Source organism: Nonomuraea sp. NPDC048882 (assembly GCF_040649755.1).
In the GTDB taxonomy this organism is placed as follows: Bacteria; Actinomycetota; Actinomycetes; order Streptosporangiales; family Streptosporangiaceae; genus Nonomuraea; species Nonomuraea maheshkhaliensis.
In genome coordinates this window covers 934526-954453 of the sequence record NZ_JBEZGB010000001.1, presented here as the reverse complement: position 1 = coordinate 954453, position 19928 = coordinate 934526, and the positions used below count along the sequence as shown (strand labels likewise).

General features: G+C 71.4%; 17 protein-coding genes. 11 read left to right on the top strand and 6 right to left on the bottom strand.

Annotated elements, in window-relative coordinates; all coding sequences use genetic code 11:
* The 8 genes from AB0C27_RS04090 to AB0C27_RS04055 all read left to right on the top strand — a co-directional run bounded on the left by AB0C27_RS04090 (position 1) and on the right by AB0C27_RS04055 (position 7807).
* Positions 1-558 (top strand): response regulator, encoded by a 558-nt coding sequence (locus AB0C27_RS04090; protein WP_357838005.1) that lies wholly within the window; start codon positions 1-3, stop codon positions 556-558.
* The gene (locus AB0C27_RS04085) at positions 555-1169 is read left to right on the top strand and encodes a response regulator (RefSeq protein ID WP_357837472.1); all 615 of its coding nucleotides are present in this window, start codon (positions 555-557) and stop codon (positions 1167-1169) included. Before AB0C27_RS04090 ends, AB0C27_RS04085 begins: the two co-directional genes overlap by 4 nt.
* Positions 1170-1262: 93 nt before the next feature.
* Positions 1263-3776, top strand: coding sequence for a DNA translocase FtsK (locus AB0C27_RS04080; RefSeq protein ID WP_357837469.1), 2514 nt, complete (start codon positions 1263-1265; stop codon positions 3774-3776).
* 106 nt (positions 3777-3882) lie between these two features.
* On the top strand, positions 3883-4620 hold the full coding sequence (locus AB0C27_RS04075; RefSeq protein ID WP_357838003.1) for a RodZ domain-containing protein: 738 nt from the start codon (positions 3883-3885) through the stop codon (positions 4618-4620).
* A 70-nt stretch (positions 4621-4690) separates the two neighbouring features.
* Positions 4691-6100, top strand: a complete 1410-nt coding sequence (gene rimO, locus AB0C27_RS04070; protein ID WP_357837466.1) for a 30S ribosomal protein S12 methylthiotransferase RimO — start codon at positions 4691-4693, stop codon at positions 6098-6100.
* Entirely contained in the window at positions 6097-6669 is a 573-nt protein-coding gene (gene pgsA, locus AB0C27_RS04065) for a CDP-diacylglycerol--glycerol-3-phosphate 3-phosphatidyltransferase (RefSeq protein ID WP_357837464.1), read from the top strand. Before rimO ends, pgsA begins: the two co-directional genes overlap by 4 nt.
* 3 nt (positions 6670-6672) lie before the next feature.
* Positions 6673-7164 (top strand): nicotinamide-nucleotide amidohydrolase family protein, encoded by a 492-nt coding sequence (locus tag AB0C27_RS04060; RefSeq protein ID WP_357837461.1) that lies wholly within the window; start codon positions 6673-6675, stop codon positions 7162-7164.
* Between the two features lie 286 nt (positions 7165-7450).
* A complete protein-coding gene (locus AB0C27_RS04055) occupies positions 7451-7807 on the top strand; it encodes a helix-turn-helix transcriptional regulator (RefSeq protein WP_357837458.1) in 357 nt (118 codons plus the stop codon).
* On the opposite strand, the gene AB0C27_RS04050 is transcribed toward AB0C27_RS04055, so the two are convergent.
* Positions 7804-8583, bottom strand: coding sequence for a DNA-formamidopyrimidine glycosylase family protein (locus tag AB0C27_RS04050; RefSeq protein ID WP_357837456.1), 780 nt, complete (start codon positions 8581-8583; stop codon positions 7804-7806). The two genes, AB0C27_RS04055 and AB0C27_RS04050, sit on opposite strands and share 4 nt — an antisense overlap.
* 237 nt (positions 8584-8820) lie before the next feature.
* Between AB0C27_RS04050 and AB0C27_RS04045 the strand changes: the two genes are divergently transcribed.
* On the top strand, positions 8821-10743 hold the full coding sequence (locus AB0C27_RS04045) for a serine/threonine-protein kinase (protein WP_357837453.1): 1923 nt from the start codon (positions 8821-8823) through the stop codon (positions 10741-10743).
* Positions 10740-12824, top strand: coding sequence for a serine/threonine-protein kinase (locus tag AB0C27_RS04040; RefSeq protein WP_357837450.1), 2085 nt, complete (start codon positions 10740-10742; stop codon positions 12822-12824). Before AB0C27_RS04045 ends, AB0C27_RS04040 begins: the two co-directional genes overlap by 4 nt.
* 91 nt (positions 12825-12915) lie before the next feature.
* Here the strand turns inward: AB0C27_RS04040 and AB0C27_RS04035 are convergent, their stop codons facing one another.
* Complete coding sequence (locus AB0C27_RS04035; RefSeq protein ID WP_357837447.1) at positions 12916-13365, bottom strand: Rrf2 family transcriptional regulator; 450 nt, start codon at positions 13363-13365, stop codon at positions 12916-12918.
* 8 nt (positions 13366-13373) lie between these two features.
* Positions 13374-15194: an endonuclease/exonuclease/phosphatase family protein gene (locus AB0C27_RS04030; protein ID WP_357837444.1), complete on the bottom strand. Its 1821-nt coding sequence runs from the start codon at positions 15192-15194 to the stop codon at positions 13374-13376.
* A gap of 78 nt (positions 15195-15272) precedes the next feature.
* On the opposite strand from AB0C27_RS04030, the gene AB0C27_RS04025 reads away from it, so the two are divergent.
* The gene (locus AB0C27_RS04025; protein WP_357837442.1) at positions 15273-16475 is read left to right on the top strand and encodes an ROK family transcriptional regulator; all 1203 of its coding nucleotides are present in this window, start codon (positions 15273-15275) and stop codon (positions 16473-16475) included.
* 106 nt (positions 16476-16581) lie between these two features.
* Here the strand turns inward: AB0C27_RS04025 and AB0C27_RS04020 are convergent, their stop codons facing one another.
* Genes AB0C27_RS04020 through AB0C27_RS04010 form a run of 3 tightly spaced genes read right to left on the bottom strand, consistent with a single transcriptional unit; the run spans position 16582 to position 19926 of the window.
* Positions 16582-18024: a glycoside hydrolase family 3 N-terminal domain-containing protein gene (locus tag AB0C27_RS04020; RefSeq protein ID WP_357837440.1), complete on the bottom strand. Its 1443-nt coding sequence runs from the start codon at positions 18022-18024 to the stop codon at positions 16582-16584.
* Positions 18025-18070: 46 nt separating this feature from the next.
* Positions 18071-18922: a carbohydrate ABC transporter permease gene (locus AB0C27_RS04015; RefSeq protein WP_357837438.1), complete on the bottom strand. Its 852-nt coding sequence runs from the start codon at positions 18920-18922 to the stop codon at positions 18071-18073.
* Positions 18919-19926, bottom strand: a complete 1008-nt coding sequence (locus tag AB0C27_RS04010; protein WP_357837435.1) for a sugar ABC transporter permease — start codon at positions 19924-19926, stop codon at positions 18919-18921. The genes AB0C27_RS04015 and AB0C27_RS04010 overlap by 4 nt, the downstream gene beginning before the upstream one ends.
* Between the last annotated feature and the right edge of the window lie 2 nt (positions 19927-19928).

Here is a 19928-nt window from a genome sequence, read left to right as displayed (position 1 = left end):
GTGCCGGCCGGCCGGGCGGCGGCCGCGCTCGCGGGCGAGCCGGAGTGGGCCGAGGAGCCCGTGCCCGAGGCGCTCACCGTCCCGGCCGAGTGGCCGGCCGCCGATGGCGAGGACTCGTGGAGCGCGACGCTCACCCGGCTGAAGGACAGCCCGGCCGGGGAGATCTTCGCGGGCCGGCGGGTGCTCATCGTGGACGACGACATCCGCAACGTCTACGCCCTGAGCCACGTGCTCGGCCGCCTCGGCATGGAGATCGTCTACGCGGAGAACGGCAGGGAGGGGCTGGAGGCGCTCGAACGCGAGCACGACATCGCCCTCGTCCTCATGGACGTGATGATGCCCGAGATGGACGGCTACGAGACGCTCACCGCCGTCCGCCAGATGCCCGCCTTCGCCAGCCTGCCCATCATCGCGCTCACCGCCAAGGCCATGCCGGGCGACCGGGAGAAGACGATCTCGTGCGGCGCCTCCGACTACGTGCCCAAACCCGTGGACGTGGACCAGCTCCTGGAGGTGATGCGGGGGTGGCTCACGGGCGAACGGCAGGCCGGCGGATGAACCGGCAGGTCAAGATCCTCGTGGTGGACGACAACGAGGAGAACCTGGTCGCGCTGGAGGCCGTGCTCAGGCCGCTGCAGCAGGTGCTGTTCAAGGCCAGGTCGGGGGCCGAGGCGATGAAGCTGATGCTGCGCCACGACTTCGCCGTCGTGCTGCTCGACGTGCTCATGCCGGGCATGGACGGGTTCGAGACCGCCACCCACATCAAGCGGCTCGACCAGACCCGCGACGTGCCCATCATCTTCCTGACCGGCACCGAGCCGAGCGCGGGATCGGCCTTCCGCGGATACGCGGTGGGCGCGGTCGACTACCTCACCAAGCCCTTCGACCCCTGGGTGCTGCGCTCCAAGGTGACGGTGTTCATGGAGCTGTTCCGCAAGACCACGGTGCTGAAGGAGCAGGCGGCGCTGCTCGCCCAGCTCGTCCGCGACCACGAGGCGCTGGCGGGCTTCGCGCGCCGGCTCGGGGCGGTGGAGTCGCGGCTGGCGGGGCTGGCCGAGGTGGAGGGGGAGGACGAGGGGCTGCGGGAGGCGATCAAGGATCTGGCGGACCGGGTGGGGGCCATGCAGTCCGCGTTCGAGGCGGTGTCGTCCGTACGGGGGCGGGAATGAGCAGGCCGGGCTGAGCGGGCCGGGTGAGGTTCGTGCCAGGACACCGGCGTGGCTGCGCGCGTTCAGCGGTGTCTCCGTCGTACCTTTGGCATCATGGCCACCCGTACGCCGAAAAGCGCATCGAAGGGGCCGGCGAAGCGGTCGGCCTCGTCTCGCTCGACCACCGCCAAGCGCGGGAGCACGCCGGCGGGCCGGTCCAGGGCCAGGACGACCACGTCCGGCCGCAAGTCATCGGTGACCCATCAGGACCCCATCAGCTGGGTCTTCACCATGATCGGCAAGCTGATCGTCGGGCTGTGGATGCTGCTCGCCAACGGCATCGGCAGCACGGCCAGGGCGCTGGGCAAGAACGCCAGGGAGCTCGATCCCGCGCACCGGCGCGACGGGGTGGGCCTGACGGTGCTCGCGGGCGCGATCGTGCTCGCGGCCATGACCTGGCGCACCTCCGACGGCGCGGTGGCCGGGGTGGTCAACGCGACCGTGCACGCCGTGTTCGGCTCGCTGGCCTGGGCGCTGCCGCTGCTGCTCGGCCTGCTGGCCTGGCGCTATCTGCGCCATCCCGACCAGAACGCCGACACCGGCCGCATGGTGATCGGCTGGGCCGCGCTGATGGTCGGCGTGCTCGGCGTCATCCACGTGGCCAACGACACGCCCTACCCGGCCGGCGAGGGCCAGGGCATGGACAAGGTGTCGCAGGCCGGCGGCATGGTCGGGTTCATCGTGTCGGCGCCGCCGATGAGCATCCTGCCCCCGTGGGTGACGATCCCGCTGCTGCTGCTCCTGTCCGGGTTCGGCGTGCTGGTGATCACCGCCACGCCGGTGCACCGCATCCCCGAGCGGCTGGCCGAGCTCAAGCACCTGCTGTTCGAACGGCACGCCGAGCAGGAGACGCCGCGGCAGCCGGCCAAGAAGCGGGTCAGGACCAAGAAGGGCGAGAGCGGCGAGGACGTCGGCGACATCGTCAAGCCGTACGACACCCCGGTGCTGGCCGAGAAGGACAAGCGGCAGGACCACTCGCCCGAGATCGTGCCGGGGCTGACGGACGAGGAGGAAGCGCCTGTTCCCGAGGCCGAGCGCAAGCCTGAGCCGCCGCAGCCGACGCCCGCGCCGCGCAAGGTCGAGCAGCTCGTGCTGTCGCCGCAGGCGGGCCCGTACGGGCTGCCCGACCTGCAGCACCTCAAGATGGGCACGGCGCCCAAACCGCAGACCAAGGCCAACACGACCGTGGTCAACGCGCTCACCAGCGTGATGGAGCAGTTCGCCATCGACGCGCAGGTGATCGGCTTCACCCGGGGGCCGACCGTGACCCGCTACGAGATCGAGCTCGGGCCCGCGGTCAAGGTCGAGAAGGTCACCGCGCTCACCAAGAACATCGCCTACGCCGTCAAGTCGGCGGACGTGCGCATCCTGTCGCCGATCCCCGGCAAGTCGGCGATCGGCGTCGAGATCCCCAACGCCGACAAGGACCTCGTCTCCCTCGGCGACGTGCTGCGCTCGCAGGTGGCGCAGGCCGACCACCATCCGATGATCGTCGGCCTGGGCAAGGACGTCGAGGGCCGCACCATCGTGGCCAACCTCGCCAAGATGCCCCACCTGCTCATCGCGGGCGCCACCGGCGCGGGCAAGTCGGTCTGCGTCAACGGGCTGATCACCAGCATCCTCATGCGGGCCACCCCCGACGAGGTGCGCATGGTGCTGGTCGACCCCAAGCGGGTCGAGCTCAGCGTGTACGAGGGCATCCCCCACCTCATCACCCCCATCATCACCAACCCGAAGAAGGCCGCCGAGGCCCTGGAATGGGTCGTGGGCGAGATGGACCGGCGCTACGACGACCTGGCCGCCTCGGGGTTCCGGCACGTGGACGAGTTCAACAAGGCCGTGCGGGCGGGCAAGCTGCAGCCGCCGCCCGGCAGTGAGCGGGTCTACCAGCCGTACCCGTACCTGCTGGTGATCGTGGACGAGCTGGCCGACCTGATGATGGTGGCCCCGCGCGACGTCGAGGACTCGATCGTGCGCATCACGCAGCTCGCCCGCGCGGCCGGCATCCACCTGGTGATCGCCACCCAGCGGCCTTCTGTGGACGTCGTCACCGGCCTGATCAAGGCCAACGTGCCGTCCAGGCTGGCCTTCGCGGTGTCCTCGCTCACCGACTCGCGGGTCATCCTCGACCAGCCCGGCGCCGACAAGCTGGTCGGCCAGGGTGACGCGTTGTTCCTGCCCATGGGCGCGAGCAAGCCGATCCGCATCCAGAACGCGTTCGTCTCGGAGAAGGAGATCGCCGGGATCGTCTCGCACTGCAAGGAGCAGATGCAGGTCGAATACCGCGACGACGTCGCGGCGGCGCCGGTCAAGCGGGAGATCGACGAGGAGATCGGCGACGACCTCGACGTGCTGATCCAGGCGGCGGAGCTGATCGTGACCACGCAGTTCGGCTCGACCTCGATGTTGCAGCGCAAGCTGCGGGTCGGCTTCGCCAAGGCGGGGCGGCTGATGGACCTGCTGGAGAGCCGCAACGTGGTCGGTCCGAGCGAGGGTTCCAAGGCCCGCGAGGTGCTGGTCAAGCCCGACGATCTGCCTGGTTTGCTGGCCGATCTGCGTGGCGAATGACCCCAATGCGTGCTTGCCTGGCGATAACTGATTGAATATGTACCACCACGAAGAGTAGTCGGTGTGGTGGGGGGCGTTCGCTGTGCAGGAGCAGAGCATCGGGGCCATGCTGGCAGCGGCCAGGCAGTCGGCCGGGCTAACGGTCGCGCAGGTCAGTGCGGCAACCAGGATTCGCGAAGCGATCATCCATCTCATGGAGCAGGATGATTACCGCCAGTGCGGGGGTGACTTCTACGCCAGAGGGCATGTCAGGGCGGTGGCCGGGGCCGTGGGGCTCGACCCGGAGGCCACGGTCCATCTCTACGACCAGCAACACGGAGGGGTGCCGCAGCCGGTGCGGGCCTCGGCCGTGTTCCAGGCGGACCGCAAGATCAACGTGCCCGAGCGCCGGGGGCCCAACTGGACGATGGCGCTGGGCGTGGCCCTGGCCATCGTCGTGGTCTTCGGCACCATGCGGGTGCTGGGCGGCGCGAGCGACCAGGTGCGCACGGGGGACGTGCGGGCGGCCTCGGCCCGGCCCAGCGTCCCGCCGAACACGCCGATCACCGAGGCGCCCAGGGCGGCGCCGTCGAAGGTCAGTGCCAAGAACCTGGTGACGGTGCGTATCAAGGCGAAGCGGTCGTCGTACGTGAACGTGCACGACGCCAAGGGGCAGAAGTTGTTCTCGGGCACGCTGAAGGCGGGCAAGACGTCCACCTGGAAGGCGCCCGAGAAGGTCAACGTGCTGCTTTCCGACGTCGGAGCCGTAACGCTGCACGTCAACGGCAAGAAGGTCAAGGGTCTGGGAGGCAGCGGGGACATGGTGCGGCGCTCGTTCGGGCCGCCGAAACCGCAGTCGCGGTAGCAGCGCGCGGGTCGCGCGGGGGAGCCCGTGCAACAGGTGGTGGCCAACTCCCGATACCGTAGTGTTCACCATGTCATCCCGCCGAACCGCATCGCTGATCACTCTGGGCTGCGCACGCAACGAGGTCGACTCCGAGGAGCTGGCCGCGCGACTCGAGGCTGCCGGTTGGCAGCTGGGCGACGACGACCCCGATGTCGTCGTCGTCAACACGTGTGGCTTCATCGACTCGGCCAAGAAGGACTCCATCGACACGCTGCTGGCCGCCGCCGACTCGGGCGTCAAGGTAGTCGCCGCGGGCTGCATGGCCGAGCGCTACGGCAACGAGCTGGCCGAGGCACTGCCCGAGGCCAGCGCGGTCATCTCCTTCGACGACTACGCCGAGATCGGCGGCCGCCTCGACGACGTGCTCGAAGGCCGGCCGCTCAAGCCGCACACCCCACGCGACCGCCGCACCCTGCTACCCATCTCGCCGGTGGACCGTGCCAGCGCGGCCACGACGAGCATCCCGGGTCACGGCGACCTGCCGACGGGCCTGGCGCCCGCCAGCGGGCCGCGCGTGCTGCGCAAACGGCTCGACGAGAGCCCGGTGGCCTCGCTCAAGCTGGCCTCGGGCTGCGACCGGCGCTGCACCTTCTGCGCCATCCCCGCCTTCCGCGGCTCCTACGTCTCGCGCAAGCCCGGCGACCTGCTGGCCGAGGCCGACTGGCTGGCCCACAGGGGGGTGCGCGAGCTGGTCCTGGTGAGCGAAAACTCCACCTCCTACGGAAAGGACCTGGGCGACCTGCGCGCGCTGGAGAAGCTGCTGCCGCAGCTGGCCGCCGTCGAGGGCATCGAGCGGGTGCGGGTCAGCTACCTCCAGCCGGCCGAGCTGCGTCCGGGCCTGATCGAGGTGCTCACCGCCACCGAGGGCGTCGTCCCCTACTTCGACCTGTCCTTCCAGCACGCCAGCGGCACGGTGCTGCGCCGGATGCGCCGCTTCGGCGACCCCGAGCGCTTCCTCGGGCTGCTGGAGTCGGTCCGCGAGCGCGCCCCCGAGGCGGGTGTGCGCTCCAACTTCATCGTGGGCTTCCCCGGCGAGACGGAGGAGGAGTTCGGCGAGCTGGTCGGCTTCCTTGAGCAGGCCAGGCTCGACGTGATCGGTGTGTTCGGCTACTCCGACGAGGACGGCACGGAGGCCGCCGGGTTGCCCGGCAAGCTGGAGCAGGAGGTCGTCGACGAGCGCGTGCGCGTGCTCACCGAACTGGCCGAGGAGCTGACCGCCCAGCGCGCGGAGGAGCGCATCGGCACCGAGGTCGACGTGCTGATCGACGACGACCTCGGCGACGGCGGCTACGAGGGCAGGGCGGCGCACCAGGGCCCCGAGGTGGACGGCTCGGTCACGGTGCAGGGCATCGGCCTGGTCAAGGGGCAGATCGTACGCGCGGTGGTGGTCGACGCCGAGGGGGTTGACCTGATCGCGCGCATCAAGGCCGGTCCATGAAAAGGGACGAGCGCCGCGTGGTAAGCCCGTGGAACATCGCCAACGTCCTCACGGTCCTCCGGTTGGTGCTCGTCCCTTTCTTTGTCGTCTGTCTCTTCCTGCCGGGCACCGGCTGGCGCCTGGGCGCGCTGGCGCTGTTCGGGGTGGCCTCGCTGACCGACCACCTCGACGGCGAGCTGGCCCGGCGCTACGGCCTCATCACCGACTTCGGCAAGATCGCCGACCCGATCGCCGACAAGGCGCTCACCGGGGCGGCGCTGGTGTGCCTGTCGATCCTCGGCGAGCTGCCCTGGTGGGTCACGATCGTCATCCTCGGCCGCGAGGTGGCCATCACGGGGCTGCGGTTCGTGCTGCTACGGCACGCGGTCATCCCGGCCAGCTACGGCGGCAAGGTCAAGACCGTGCTGCAGATCGCCGCGATCGTGCTCTACCTCTTGCCCGGCATCCCCGATCCCGTCAAGTGGGTGGTGATGGGCGGAGCGGTCGTCGTGACCGTGGGCACGGGCGTCGACTACGTCTTCAGGGCCGTGAGACTGCGTAAAGTGGCCAAGCGGGCGCGCGGGGAGTGAGCGATGGCGGATGTGGCCGGGGTACTGGCGATGCTGGTGGAGCGGCAGGAGACCGTGGCGGTGGCCGAGTCGCTGACCGGCGGGCTCATCGGCGCCGCCATCACGGCGGTGTCCGGCTCCTCCAAGGCGTTCAGGGGCGGGGTGATCTCCTACGCCACCGATCTCAAGCACGAGCTGCTGGGGGTGCCGGGTGAGCTGCTGGAGCGCGAGGGGGCCGTGCATCCCGAGGTCGCGGCCGGCATGGCGGCGGGGGTCGCGCGGGTGTGCGGGGCGACGTACGGGCTGGCGGTGACGGGGGTGGCCGGGCCCGAGCCGCAGGACGGCAAGGCGGTCGGCACCGTCTACGCGGCCGTCGCCGGGCCCGGCGGGCAGATTTGGGCCCGGGAATTGAGACTTGAAGGGTCGCGCGAACGTATCAGGGTAGAGACGGTGGACGAGGCAGTCGATCTACTGTCAGGTGTGCTGAAGGCGAACATAGGGGAACATTCCGGGTGATTACCGTGTTACGTCCCGAGCGAACATCCGAGGCACGGTCTGACGCGGTGTCGGTGGATACGGGTACGGTGGAGCTGTGAGTGAGGTCCGTGAGCCAACTGCAAGCACCGAGCGCCCGGCAGGCGGGCCTGATGAGTCGCGCAACGAGGCACGAGCGGCGGTCCAGGGGCGGAGTCGCCCAGTGATGACGGCGAGGAGTATGTACGAAGCGAAGAAGCAAAATGTGCGGCACGAACCGATCGCGCGGGGCGTGGTGAAGACATCCGCGCCGGGGAGGGAGCGACAGATGATTCTGCTGCGTCAGCTGCTCGGCGACGTGCTGAGGCGGTTGCGGGTGCGGCAAGGGCGCACGCTGCGCGAGGTGTCGACACTGGCACGTGTCTCGCTCGGCTACCTGTCCGAGGTGGAACGTGGCCAGAAGGAGGCCTCGTCCGAGCTGCTCGCGTCCATTTGCGGCGCGCTCGGGGTGCCGCTTTCGCAGGTGCTGCGTGAGGTTTCCGACCAGTTCGCGCTGGCGGAGCTCCAGGCTGCCCCTGTGCTCGCCGACGTGCCCGAGCACGAGCGTCTCGCCCTTTCCGAGACGGTTCCCGGGGCGATCTCCGACTCCGTGTTCCCCGAAGTCAAGGACATGGTGGCCGCCTAACGCGGCTGGCAGCCCGCACACCACAGGATCAGCCGTTCCTGTGGCCGCATCCCCATCTCCCCGCGGCTGATGCGGGTGCCGCATCGGCGACAGGGCCTCCCCGCCCTGCCGTAGACCCACGTCGCGTTCGCCGGGCGGCGATCACCTGTGGTCACCGTGCCCGCAAGTCCTTTGTTGGCGTCCAGCAGCCGCTGGGCCAGTGACACCAGCCCGTCGAGATCCTCGATCTCCCCGACCTTCTTCCACGGCCAGACCCCGCGCAGGAACAGGGTCTCGGTGCGATAGATCGTGCCGATCCCCGCCAGGTTGCGCTGATCGAGCAGCGCCTCCCCGATGGTCCTGCCGGGCTCCGCTCGCAATCTCCGCACGGCCTCCTCCGGGTCCCAGTCCGCACCCAGCAGATCCGGCCCCAGATGGCCCACCAGCCGTGCCTCGTCGTCGGTCCTGACCAGGTCGACCATTCCCAGCCTGACGCCGACCGCCTGCCACTCCGCGTTCGCCAGGATCAGCCGTACCCGGTCGCCGGGGGCGGTGCGCCGGCCTGCGGGCGTGACCAGCCAGCTTCCGTCCATGCGCAGGTGGGTGTGCACGGTCAGGCCGCCCTCGACCCGGGTGAGCAGGTGTTTGCCACGCGAGAGCGTGGTGACGACCGCGCGGCCGGTGAGGTCGGCGGTGGCGTGCCGCGGGACCCGGAAGTCCGACCGGGTGAGCGTCCGCCCGTCGAGCGCGCCTCGCAGGCGGGCGGCGGTGCGGTAGACGGCATCTCCCTCAGGCACCTGTCCAGTCTAAGAAGCCGCTGTCACGGCCGCGCGTCCGCTGTCATGGGTGCGCGGCTGTCACGGCTGCGCGTCCGCTGTCATGGCTGCGCGTCCGCCGTCACGGCCGCGGGCCCGCTTGACCGGCACGGGGGCGTCTCCGGCAGAGCCTTGCGTCAATGATTCGCTGCGTTTTGAGGGGGTTCGTGGCCATAATGGCGATCAGGAGACGGCCTTGACGGAAGGCTTGTGCAGGGCATGCCGGAGATCACTGAGTTACGTGCGGGAGATCCCGCGGAGGTCGCGGGATATCGGCTGAGCGGGCGGCTGGCGCCCGGGGTGTTCGCCGGGCGGTCGAGGGCCGGGGAGCCGGTCCTGGTGCGATTATTACCGGCCGAGGTGGACCCGGAGGCGTTCCTGCGGGAGATGGAGCCGCTGCGGGCGGTCTCGGCGGTCGGCACGGCGCAGGTCCTGGACGCGGGCGTACAGGGCGAGCAGGCGTACCTGGTGGCCGAGTGGGTGGACGGACCCTCGCTGGCGGAGGTCGGCGGTTCGGCCGACGGGGTGGGGCTGCACCGGCTGGCGGCCGGGACGATCACGGCGCTGGTCGCGCTGCACCAGGCGGGGCTGGTGCACGGCGACATCCGGCCGGGCAACGTGCTGCTGGGCCCCGACGGGCCCAGAGTGGCCGACGCGGGGCTGGAACACGCGATGGCGCAGGCGTCGGTGTCGACGCGGAAGGTGGCGGTGCCCGCGTACACCGCTCCCGAGCGGCTGGCGGGCGGCGCGGCCACGCCGGCGGGTGACGTGTTCTCGTGGGCGGCGACGATGGTGTTCGCGGTCAGCGGAGCCTCGCCGTTCGAGGGCGGGTCGATGGCGGCGACCGTGGCCAGGATCACCGGCGGTCAGGCGGATCTGCCGGAGCTGGGGGAGTTGCACGGGTTGATCGTGGCCTGCCTGGAGCAGGATCCCGAGGCGCGGCCGGCGGCCAGCGAGGTGCTGCTGCGGCTGGTCGGGCAGACCTCGTTGCTGACCGGGCGGGTGGACAGCGGCGCCGTGGCGGCCGCCCCGCCGCCCCGGCGGGGCAGGAGCGTGCTCGCGCTGGCCGCCGCGTTCGTCGCGGGAGCGCTGGTGTCGGCCGCGGGGTTCCAGGTCCTGTCCGGCGGCCCCGCGACCAGGAGCACGGCCGCCACCGCCGCCACGCCGACGAGCGCCGTCACCCCCGCGCCCGGCGCCGCCCCCACGCCCACGATCACCACGGTCCAGACCGAGGCGCCGTCGGACGATGTGGAGAAGAAGGGCCTGAGCGACACGAAACTGAAGGACGTCGCCGTGACCCTGCACGAGCATGCCGACGACTCGATGCGGCTGGTCTCCTACCTGGGCTCCGGCGGCCAGTTCTCCAGCTTCGCCAGGCCGCCCGGTGGGGAGTTCAAGGAGGTGGGCAACTACGAGCAGCCCGCCCTTTCCCCCGGCGGCGACTGGGTGGCGCTCAACCCCATGCTCAAGTTCCAGACCTCCGAGCTGGACCAGATCAGGTTCGTCCGGATGTCCACCGGTGAGTCCTTCGTCGTCAGCACCGTCAAGAAGCCTCTGCAGACGTTGACGCCCGTCTGGTCCAGGGACGGCGGCAAGCTGCTGCTGTCGGTCTACAACCAGGACAAGGACCGCAGGCTGGTCGGCTTCGTGGTGATCGAACTGGCCACCAGGAAGGCCGTGCACGTCGAGACCGAATACACCGACAACTCCTCCCTGTACTACAACTTCGCCCCTGACGGCACGGTCGTGCGCGGGTTCTGGGACGGCAAGAACTCGGGGATCGAGTTCTACGACATGTCGGGCCAGGTCACCAAGACCATGCACTGGGTGGGCCTGCCGCGCGGCGGCGAGTGGTTCTCGCCGTCCGGAAAACGACTGGCCACCGTCTGCCCGAACGGCAAGGAGCTGTGCGTGTGGGATCTCGCGACCGGCGCGCGGCAGGCGACGGTCGACTTCGGCGACGCCAAGGGCTCCTTCCTCGGCTGGTTCAACGAGAAACACCTGATGGTGCAGGATCCCGGCAAGAAGAAAACCCAGCAAATCCAGATCATCGACTTCATCGGCGATGTCAAGCGGGTGCTGGCCGACCTGGCGACGGACGGCCCGGTGCTGCTCCAGTTCGCCCGCGTGCCGCGATCGTGAGGCCGCTGCTCGCGCACGATCCCGTCCAGGTGGGGGAGCACCGCGTGGTCGGGCGGCTCGGCGTGGGCGGGCAGGGCGTCGTCTACCTGGGCGAGTCGCCCGGCGGCGGGCGGGTGGCGATCAAGATGCTGGGGGCGGAGCCGGCCGACGCCGAGGCCCGCTCGCGTTTCCGGCAGGAGATCGGGTACGCGCGGCGGGTCAAGGCGTTCTGCACCGCGCAGGTGCTGGCCAGCGGTGAGCTCGACGGCACGCCGTACGTGGTGAGCGAGTACGTGGACGGCCCCTCCCTGGCCGGCGTGATCATGGACAGGGGGCCGCTGCGCGGGGCCGAGCTGCGCCGGCTGGCGATCGGGACGCTGACCGCGCTGGCCGCGATCCACCAGGCCGGGGTGGTGCACCGGGACTTCAAGCCGGGCAACGTGCTGCTCAGCAGGGACGGGCCACGGGTGATCGACTTCGGCATCTCCCGGGCCCTGGAGGAGACCGAGGCCGGCGGGGAGCTGGTCGGGACGCCGCCGTACATGGCGCCGGAGCAGTTCGCCGACCGGCCGGTGAGCCGGGCCGCGGACCTGTTCGCCTGGGCCTCGACCATGGTGGCCGCCGCCACCGGGCGGCCGCCGTTCGGCACCGGCGACCTGGCCGCGCTGATCACCCGGATCCTGCACCAGGAGCCCGACCTGGGCGAGCTCGACGGCGACCTGCGTGAGCTGGCCGCCCGCTGCCTGGCCAAGGACCCCGCGGCCAGGCCCACGGCCGCGCAGGCGCTGCTCACCCTGCTCGGGCACCGCGTGCCGGAGCAGGCGCCACGCCACCCGGGCGAGTTGCTGGCCGAGGGCCAGGAGTCGGCCGCGCCGCCGTCCGGCGGACGCGATCAGGTCCCTCGGCGCGCCGGGGGACTTCCGGCAGCTGGGGCGCAGGACCCCGCGGCTCCTGCGCGGCGCAGGAGATGGCCGCTGGTGGGCGGGGCGGAGGATCCTGCGCGGCTCGGGAACTGGCCACCGGTTGTCGGGGAGCAGGCTTCCGCGTGGCGCAGGAGGTGGCCGGTGGTGGCTGCGGCGGTGGCCACGGCTCTGGTCGCCGTCGTGGCGGCGGTGCTGCTGATCCCGCGATCCCAGCCGGGGCCGCGACCGCTCGCCGCCACGCCGTCGGCTTCGGGGTCGGCTTCGGGGTCGGCGTCGGTGCCGCTGCCGACTCCGCGCGCGGGGGACATGGCACTCACGTCCACCACCGAGGCGAAGATCCCCGGCACCGGGATCACGCTGCACGAGAACCCCGCCGACCCCCTCTGGGTCTCCTCCTACCGCGACGAGCGCGACGGGGTCGGTTACACGACCTACACACGCGACCCCGCCGCCGGGACCTTCGGCTTCTTCGGCGCCTGGGAGGAGCCGATCGTGGCGCCGGGCGGCCGCTACGTGGCCTCGCTGTCGGTGACCCGCTTCCGGCGCTCCGGCTTCGAGTTCATCCGGATCCGCGACCGGGCCACCGGCCAGGACCGGGAGCTGCGCACGGTGGACAAGCCCGCCACGCTGTTCGAGCCGGTCTGGTCCGCCGACGGGCGGCGGCTGGTCGCGACCCTGGCCGACCGGAAGGGCAAGGCCGAGGGCTTCGCGGTGATCGACGTGATCACGGGAGCCGTCAAGGTGATGAAGGTTCCTGACGTGGCCGACACCAGGTTCATGTGGGGCTCAGGCGACAGCGTGCTGTATCAGGCGACCGGCGGGGTGATCAGGGCGCTGGACCTTCAGGGCGGGCGGCTGCGTGAGTTCAAGGGGAAGCTGGCGATCGGCGGGGTCGCGACCACGCCGATCGGCACGGTCTTCGCCACCGAGTGCCCCGGACGCTCGCGTGACATCTGCTTCCTCGACGAGATGACCGGCGCGAAGAAGGGCGAGGCCCGGTTGCCGAAGGGGTCCGGTTTCCGCGGCTGGCTGGACGATCGCCATCTGCTGGTCACCATCCCCTCAGGCGACGACCTGAACGTCGTCATGGCGGACGTGACCGGCCGGACCGTGCGCACCCTGGCCACCGGCCCCGCGTCCGTGATCGACAAGGTCAGGTTCTGGTACACGAGGAAGTGAGGACGGGCCGCCGGGCCTGGGAAGCCGGGGAACAGGCCGGTTCCGGGCAGGGGCCGGGGGAGGCGTCAGCCCCAGGCGACGAGGGGAGCGGTCAGTCCCAGGCAGCGGGGTCGGCGGCGAGCACACGGATGCGCTCGGGCAGCGCTCCCGAGGCCACCTGCTCCAGCGTGACCTCCTCCAGGATCGACCGCTCGGTCGCCCGCAGCGCGATCCACACCTGCTGCAGCGACTCGGCGGGCCCCCGGTAGCCGACGTGCTCGGGCCGCTCGCCGCGGACGTTGGCCAGCGGGCCGTCCACCGCCCTGATGACGTCGGCCAGGGAGATCTCGGCGGCGGGCCGGGCCAGCACGTAGCCGCCCTCGGGGCCGCGCTGGCCGCGTACGAGCCCGGCGCGGCGCATCTGGAGCAGGATGTTCTCCAGGTATTTGGGCGGCATGTCCTGCTCCTTGGCGAGCTCGCCCACAGTGGTCGGACCCGCACCGGCTGCGGCGAGTTCGGCGGCGGCGCGAAGGGCGTAGTCGACACGAGCGGATAGGCGCATGTTCTCGATTATCCCTCCTGGTCAACACTGGTTAGGCGCAAGGTCGTCAGAACGGGCAGGTGATCTGAATACGGCAACCGCGGTACCTGGGCTGAAACGGCCGTCAAACCCGCGCTGATCAGCACGTGGTCGATCCGTCTCACCGGCCTGCCGGCGGGCGAGGTGGGCGGGTCGCCCAGGGTTTTCAGGGGGTCCGACAGCCCCGCCGCGAGCAGCACGCGCATCTCGGGGTCGTCCGGCGTGATGTTCAGATCGCCGGCCAGGATCACCGGCCGGCTCGCGGCCAGGTCGCGCACGATGGCGGCGACCTCGGGGGCCTGCCCGGCGGGCGCCTGGAGGTGGGTGTTGACCACGCCGACCTCCCTGCCGTTCACCTCGACGACGGCGGCCTGCGCCTGCGCCCCCGTGGGATAGCCGTGCCGCCCCAGCCCGTACGACCGCACGCTCTTGACCGGCAGGTTGGTGAGCAGCGCGTCGCCCCAGACGTTGTCGGCCGCCGGCGCGAAGTAGTGGCGCATGCCCAGGCCGCGCGCGATCCGGTCCAGGTCGTCGTGGCCGCCGTTGAGCAGCCAGCCCCGGTCCACCTCGCTGAGCAGGACGATGTCGGGCCGCCGCGCGGCGGCCCACGAGGCGATGCGGTCGAGCGACAGCCGCCCGTCCAGCCCGAATCCCATCCTGATGTTGTACGCGATCAGCGTGAGGTCGTCCGAGCGCCGGGCGGCCACGGCGGGCGCGGGCTGCCAGGAGACGACCACCACCAGCGGCACCAGCACGAGCGCGGCGGCCAGGGCGGCGGGTAGGGTCCGGCGGCGGGCGGGCAGCTCCACGGGCGGGTCGCGGACCAGCCGCGGCACCACGGCCACCGCGGCGACCAGCACGGAGACCGCCACGGGCACCACGGAGTTGGGCACGCCGAGATCGAGGTCGTAGGCCGCGTAATAGGCGAACGTCCCGACGAGGAAGACGAGCCCGCCGCACAGCAGGGCCAGGCCCTGGCGCCGCCCCGCGGGCCCGGTGCCCGCCGCGGCGAGCATGCTGCCGAGGAACCCGATCGACAGCCCAGGAACCCCGGCGCCCGGCAGGTAGGTGACCACCGTGATCGCGACGAGCGCGATACCCAGCCCGAGCTCGATCAGCGGGGACGTGGCCGGGCCCAGCGCCGCCGCGGTCGCCGCGACCAGCGTCAGCGCCAGCAGGCCGGAGGTGAGCGCGAGCGTGCCGAGCGGCTCGGGGCCCTGCTCCGGCTTGGCCCACGACGTGGCCGCCATCCCGGCCAGCAGCAGTGTGGGCCCGAAGAGGAACCAGACCCGCGCGGGAGCGGGCGCGCCCTCCGCAGGCGGCGTGGGGAGCAGCGCCAGGAACAGGGCCAGGCACAGCGCGAGCGTGGCCGCCCAGGACAGCGGGCCCGCCCGCCAGACCAGGTCCACCCCGTCCAGCAGCAGGTGGACGAGGGACGACAGCGCGATGCCGCCCATGATGCCGACCGGCACGGCCCTGCGGGGGACCGCGCAGGCGCAGCCGTACAGGAAGACCAGGCCGGCCGTGACGCCGGCGGAGGAGACGTACAGCTGGCTCACGCCCGCCTGGAGCAGCAGCCGTGCCGCGACCAGCCCGGCCGCGCCGGCGATCAGGGCGTGGCGCGGCTTTGCGAGCAGGGCCAGGAAGGGGAGGATGAACCAGGCGGCGGCGTACAGGCCCATCAGCTCCGCGGGCGTCTCGCCCGCGCGGCCGAACAGCGTGATCAAAGAGGGCAGGAAGACCCGCAGGACGTCGAACAGGACTACGATGCCGAGCGCCAGCATGACGGCATGGCCACGCGGGATGGTCATGAGGCATCCTCGTGTTCGCCTGACGCGGCGCGCAAGAGCCGGAGCGCTAAACTTCCAACAACCTTTTCGATTTTGACGGTGGGATTCACGGTGGGATACAGCGCGGAGCGACGCCCTGGTGTGCCCGGACTGCTCAGGGAGATCAACGACCGGGCCGCGCTCGACCTGCTGCTGGCCACCGGTCCCATGACGCGCGGGCAGATCGGCGAGCTGACCGGCCTGTCCAAGGTCACGGCCTCGCAGACTCTCGCCAGGCTGGAGGAGCGCGGCCTGGTCGAGGTGGTGGGCGCCCAGGCCGGCGGGCGGGGGCCCAACGCGGCCCTCTACTCGGTGATCGCCTCCAGCGCCTACGTGGCTGGCCTTGAGGTCGGCCCTGAACGGCTCTCCGCGGCCGTGGCCGACATCCACGGCCGGACGATCGCCGAGGTCACCGTCGATCCCGACGGGCACGACGACCCGGTCTCCGTGGTGCACGGCGCCATCGCCAAGGCCTGCCGCGGCGCCAGGATCAGCATCTCCCGGCTGCGCGGCGTGGTGATCGGCACCCCGGGCGTGGTCGATCCGCGCAGCGGCGACATCCGCTTCTCCTTCGACCTGCCCGGCTGGCACGAGGGCATCCACGAGGCCCTGGCCGGCGACCTGCGGCGCGAGGTGACGATCGAGAACGACGTCAACCTCGCCGCCATCGCCGAGCGCGCCGACGGGGCCGCCCAGGGCGCCGACGACTTCGTGCTGCTGTGGGCGAGCCGCGGCCTCGGCCTGGCCATCATGCTCGGCGGCCGGCTCCACCGGGGGCGTTCCGGCAGCGCGGGGGAGATCGGCTACCTGCCGGTGCCCGGCGTGCCGCTGCCGGAAGACATCCGCACCCTGCCCGGGCGGCTGCCGTCGCTGGCGGGCGGCCTGCAGTCGCTGGTCAGCGCCGAGGCGGTGACCGAGCTGGCCCAGGGCTACGGCTTCGCGGCCGGCAGCGCCACCGAGGCCGTCAAGGTCGCCGTGGCCGCGGGCGCCGAGGGCGAGCCGCTGCTCGACGAGATCGCGCACCGGCTGGCGCTCGGGGTGGCGGCGGTGTGCGTGGTGCTCGATCCCGGCCTGGTGGTGCTGGCCGGGGAGGTGGGGCTCGCCGGCGGGTCCGCGCTGACGTCCCGGGTGGAGGAGGCCGTGGCCGGGATCTGCCCGGTACGGCCCCAGGTGGTCACGACGACGGTGACGGAGGGCAACCCGGTGCTGCGCGGCGCCGTTCTGGCAGCCCTGGACCAGGCCCGCGAGGAACTCCTGGCCTGACGGGCTACCCGGCGACGGGCCTCCCGCCCGACGGCGACCCGCTGACGGGGACTCAGGACGCGCCCTACGGGCCACAAACAGGATGCCGGGTGTGCAGATGCCCGGCTCAGGCGGTGAGGAGCTCCACGGCCGCCTGGGCGTTGGCGCGGGCGGCGCCGTACGTCGCGATGTAGGCCGCGCTGTCGGGCCGCCACACGGGCAGGCCCATCTCGATCACGGTCGTATCGGGCCGGGCCGCCACCAGCGCCGACAGCAGGTTCCTGCTCTCGTGATGCCGATGGGCGTCCTTGACCACGACGACCAGCGACCGGTTCACCGCCTTGGCCAGCAGCCCGGCGACGTCGGCCGCGGCCGGCTTGACCCGGACGATCTCCGCGTCGGGCAGCCACGGGCCCACCCCCCACGGCACGTCGCCCACGGCGATCGTCGGCGGGGTGTCCACCTCGATCACCAGCGGCTCGACCAGCGGCTCCGCCGAGCCGCTCAGGCGGACGGCGCGGCGGGCGGCGTGCAGGCCGACGACGTTCTGCTCGGCCGTGACCTCCTCGGGCGCCCCGGCGGCCCAGGCCCGCAGCGCGGCCACCCGCGCCGCCGCCTGCTCCAGCCGGTCGAGCGGCAGCCGCCCGTCGCGCACGGCCGCCTCGATCCCGGCGATGATCGCCAGCACGTCGTCGTACGTCGGCAGCGGCCCCAGGCAGAGCAGATCGGCCCCGGCCGCGAGGGTCAGCACGGCGCCACCGGCCAGCCCTACGCTCTCGGTGATCGCGCGCATGTCCAGCGCGTCGGTGACGACCACGCCCTCGTAGCCGAGCTCGCCCCTGAGCAGCCCGGTCAGCGCGGCCCCCGACAGCGTGGCAGGCGTGTCGCCTGTCAGCGTCGGCACCGCCACGTGCGCGGTCATCACGGACCTGGCCCCCGCGCCGATGGCCGCGCGGAACGGCGCCAGTTCGCGCGCCCGCAGCACCTCCAGGCTGACGTCCACGACCGGCACGTCCAGGTGGGAGTCCACCCGGGTGGCGCCGTGGCCGGGGAAGTGCTTGACGCAGGCGGCCACCCGTACCGACTGCAGGCCCTCGACGGCGGCCACCGTGTGCCGGGCGACCAGGTCGGGCACGGTGCCGAACGACCTGGTGCCGATGACCGGGTTGTCGGCCTCGGTGTTGACGTCCGCGCTGGGCGCCATGTCCAGGTTGATGCCGCAGGCGGCCAGTTCTGAGCCGATGGCCCGGTAGACCCGGCGGGTCAGCTCGACGTCGTCCACGGCCCCCAGGGCCGCGTTGCCGGGGTACGGGCTGCCGACGTGGTACGCCAGCCGCGTCACGTCCCCGCCCTCCTCGTCGAGCGAGATGACGGGATCACCGGCTCCCCTCAGCGCGGTGGTCAGGTCGAGCACCTGGCCGGGGTCGGCCACGTTGAAGCCGAAGAGCGTCACGCCGCCCAGACCCTGCTCCAGCTCGCGCAGCACCCACTCGGGCGCCGTGGTGCCCTGGAAGGCGACGAGCAGCGTGCCGGCCGCGAGGCGGCGCAGCCCCCGATCACTCTGACTCATGGCTCCTCATCAGTTCTGCGCACGGCGTCCACGACGTCGTACGGTGTCAGCCCTTCACGGCCCCGGCGACCAGGCCGGAGACCATGCGGCGTTGGACGAGCAGGAAGAAGATGACGACCGGGATCGTCATCAGGGTCGAGCCGGCCATGATCGCGCCCCAGTCGACGCCCTTCTGGCCGAAGAAGTACTGCAGGGCGACCGGCATCGTGTAGCCCTCGGACCCCGACATCAGATAGAGGGCGAAGATCAGGTCGTTCCACGCGGTGATGAACGAGAAGATGCTGGTGGCCACCAGGCCCGGCGCGACCAGCGGGAAGAGCACCTTCCAGAAGGTCGTCATGCGTCCGGCGCCGTCGATCCAGGCCGCCTCCTCCAGCGACTTCGGCACCGCGGCGACGAACGTGCGCAGCATCCAGACGCCGAACGGCAGCGTCAGCGCCACCTGCGTGATGATCAGGCCGATCAGCTGGTCGCCCAGCCCGGCCCGCTTGACCATCATGTAGAGCGGGATGAGCAGGCCCTCCGACGGCAGCATCTGCACGATCAGCAGCGTGACCAGGAAGGTGCCGCGGCCCTTGAACCGGAAGCGCGCGATGGCGGTGGCCGACAGCAGCGCGAAGGCCGACCCGATGAGCACGGTGCCGAGCGCCACGACGGCGCTGTTGCGCATGTAGAGCCAGATGGAGTTGTTCGCGACGCCCTCGGTCAGCACCCGCTCGAAGTGCTCGAAGGTGAAGTGCGTCGGGAACGGGATGAACTCCGTGGTGAAGATCTGGTCGTTGGCCTTGAAGCCGGTGGCGACCATCCAGTAGACGGGGAAGACGGCGTAGAGGAAGACGAGGATCCCGGCCGTGTTCAGGAGGATCTTGCCGAGCCTCTTGCGTGCGAGCGGGGTCACATCTCCTCCTGCTTCACGATCTGCCTGACGTACACGACGGTGATGATGAGCAGGATGATCGTCAGCACCACCGAGATCGCCGCGCCCGTCCCCAGCTTCTGCGGGGGCTTGAACGCCTCGGCGACGGCGTACATGGACAGGTTGAAGCCGTCACGGTTGGTCGGCCCGTTCATGAGCACGTAGAGCTGGCTGAACACCTTGAAGTCCCAGATGATCGACAGGATCGTCAGGACCGCGAAGACCGGCTTGAGCAGCGGCAGGGTGATCTTTCTGAACGTGCGCCAGGCGCCCGAGCCGTCGACCCTGGCCGCCTCGTACAGCTCGGCGGGGATGCCCTTGAGCCCGGCGAGGACCGAGACCGCGATGAACGGGAAGCCGGCCCACACGACGCACACCACGAGCGCGATGTAGAGGGGGATGGTGTCGTTGAGCCAGGGCGTGCCCGACCAGCTCTCCTGCCCGTCCGGCGGCGAGAGCAGCCAGTGGGGCACGAGGTTGAGCGCCCAGTTGATGATGCCGGACTCGGCGTCGAACAGGGAGCGCCAGATGACGCCCTGCGCCACCGGGGGCACGGCCCAGGCGAACATGCAGCCGATGACCACGAACAGCGACATCTTCCTGCCCAGCCGGTGCAGCAGCACGCCGACCGCGGTGCCCACGATCAGCGTGAGGCTGACGGCGACGAAGGCGAAGACCACGGTGTTGCGCAGGGCCGACCAGAAGATGTCGTTGGACAGCACCTTGTCGAAGTTGTCCAGGCCCACCCACTCGGCGGGTCTGGTGCCGCGGATCTGGGCCAGGCCGACCTTCTGGAAGGCCATGATGCCGAGCTGGACCATCGGATACAGCAGCAGCCCCGCGATGACCACCAGGCCGGGGATGAGCAGCACGTACGGGATGCTCCAGACCGGCAGCCCGCTCGCGCGGGCGGCCCGGTCGTTGCGCCGGCGGCCCGGGGAAGGGGAGGAGTCCCTGCCCCGGGCGACCGTTGTCGGGTTCGCCATCG

Excerpts from the sequence above, each read along its gene's own strand:
- pgsA (WP_357837464.1), top strand. The coding sequence starts at position 6,097 with ATGAAAAGGGACGAGCGCCGCGTGGTAAGCCCGTGGAACATCGCCAAC.
- AB0C27_RS04080 (WP_357837469.1), top strand. The coding sequence starts at position 1,263 with ATGGCCACCCGTACGCCGAAAAGCGCATCGAAGGGGCCGGCGAAGCGG.
- AB0C27_RS04055 (WP_357837458.1), top strand. The coding sequence starts at position 7,451 with ATGATTCTGCTGCGTCAGCTGCTCGGCGACGTGCTGAGGCGGTTGCGG.
- rimO (WP_357837466.1), top strand. The coding sequence starts at position 4,691 with ATGTCATCCCGCCGAACCGCATCGCTGATCACTCTGGGCTGCGCACGC.
- AB0C27_RS04075 (WP_357838003.1), top strand. The coding sequence starts at position 3,883 with ATGCTGGCAGCGGCCAGGCAGTCGGCCGGGCTAACGGTCGCGCAGGTC.
- AB0C27_RS04060 (WP_357837461.1), top strand. The coding sequence starts at position 6,673 with ATGGCGGATGTGGCCGGGGTACTGGCGATGCTGGTGGAGCGGCAGGAG.
- AB0C27_RS04085 (WP_357837472.1), top strand. The coding sequence starts at position 555 with ATGAACCGGCAGGTCAAGATCCTCGTGGTGGACGACAACGAGGAGAAC.
- AB0C27_RS04010 (WP_357837435.1), bottom strand. The coding sequence starts at position 19,926 with ATGGCGAACCCGACAACGGTCGCCCGGGGCAGGGACTCCTCCCCTTCC.
- AB0C27_RS04030 (WP_357837444.1), bottom strand. The coding sequence starts at position 15,194 with ATGACCATCCCGCGTGGCCATGCCGTCATGCTGGCGCTCGGCATCGTA.
- AB0C27_RS04035 (WP_357837447.1), bottom strand. The coding sequence starts at position 13,365 with ATGCGCCTATCCGCTCGTGTCGACTACGCCCTTCGCGCCGCCGCCGAA.
- AB0C27_RS04045 (WP_357837453.1), top strand. The coding sequence starts at position 8,821 with ATGCCGGAGATCACTGAGTTACGTGCGGGAGATCCCGCGGAGGTCGCG.
- AB0C27_RS04020 (WP_357837440.1), bottom strand. The coding sequence starts at position 18,024 with ATGAGTCAGAGTGATCGGGGGCTGCGCCGCCTCGCGGCCGGCACGCTG.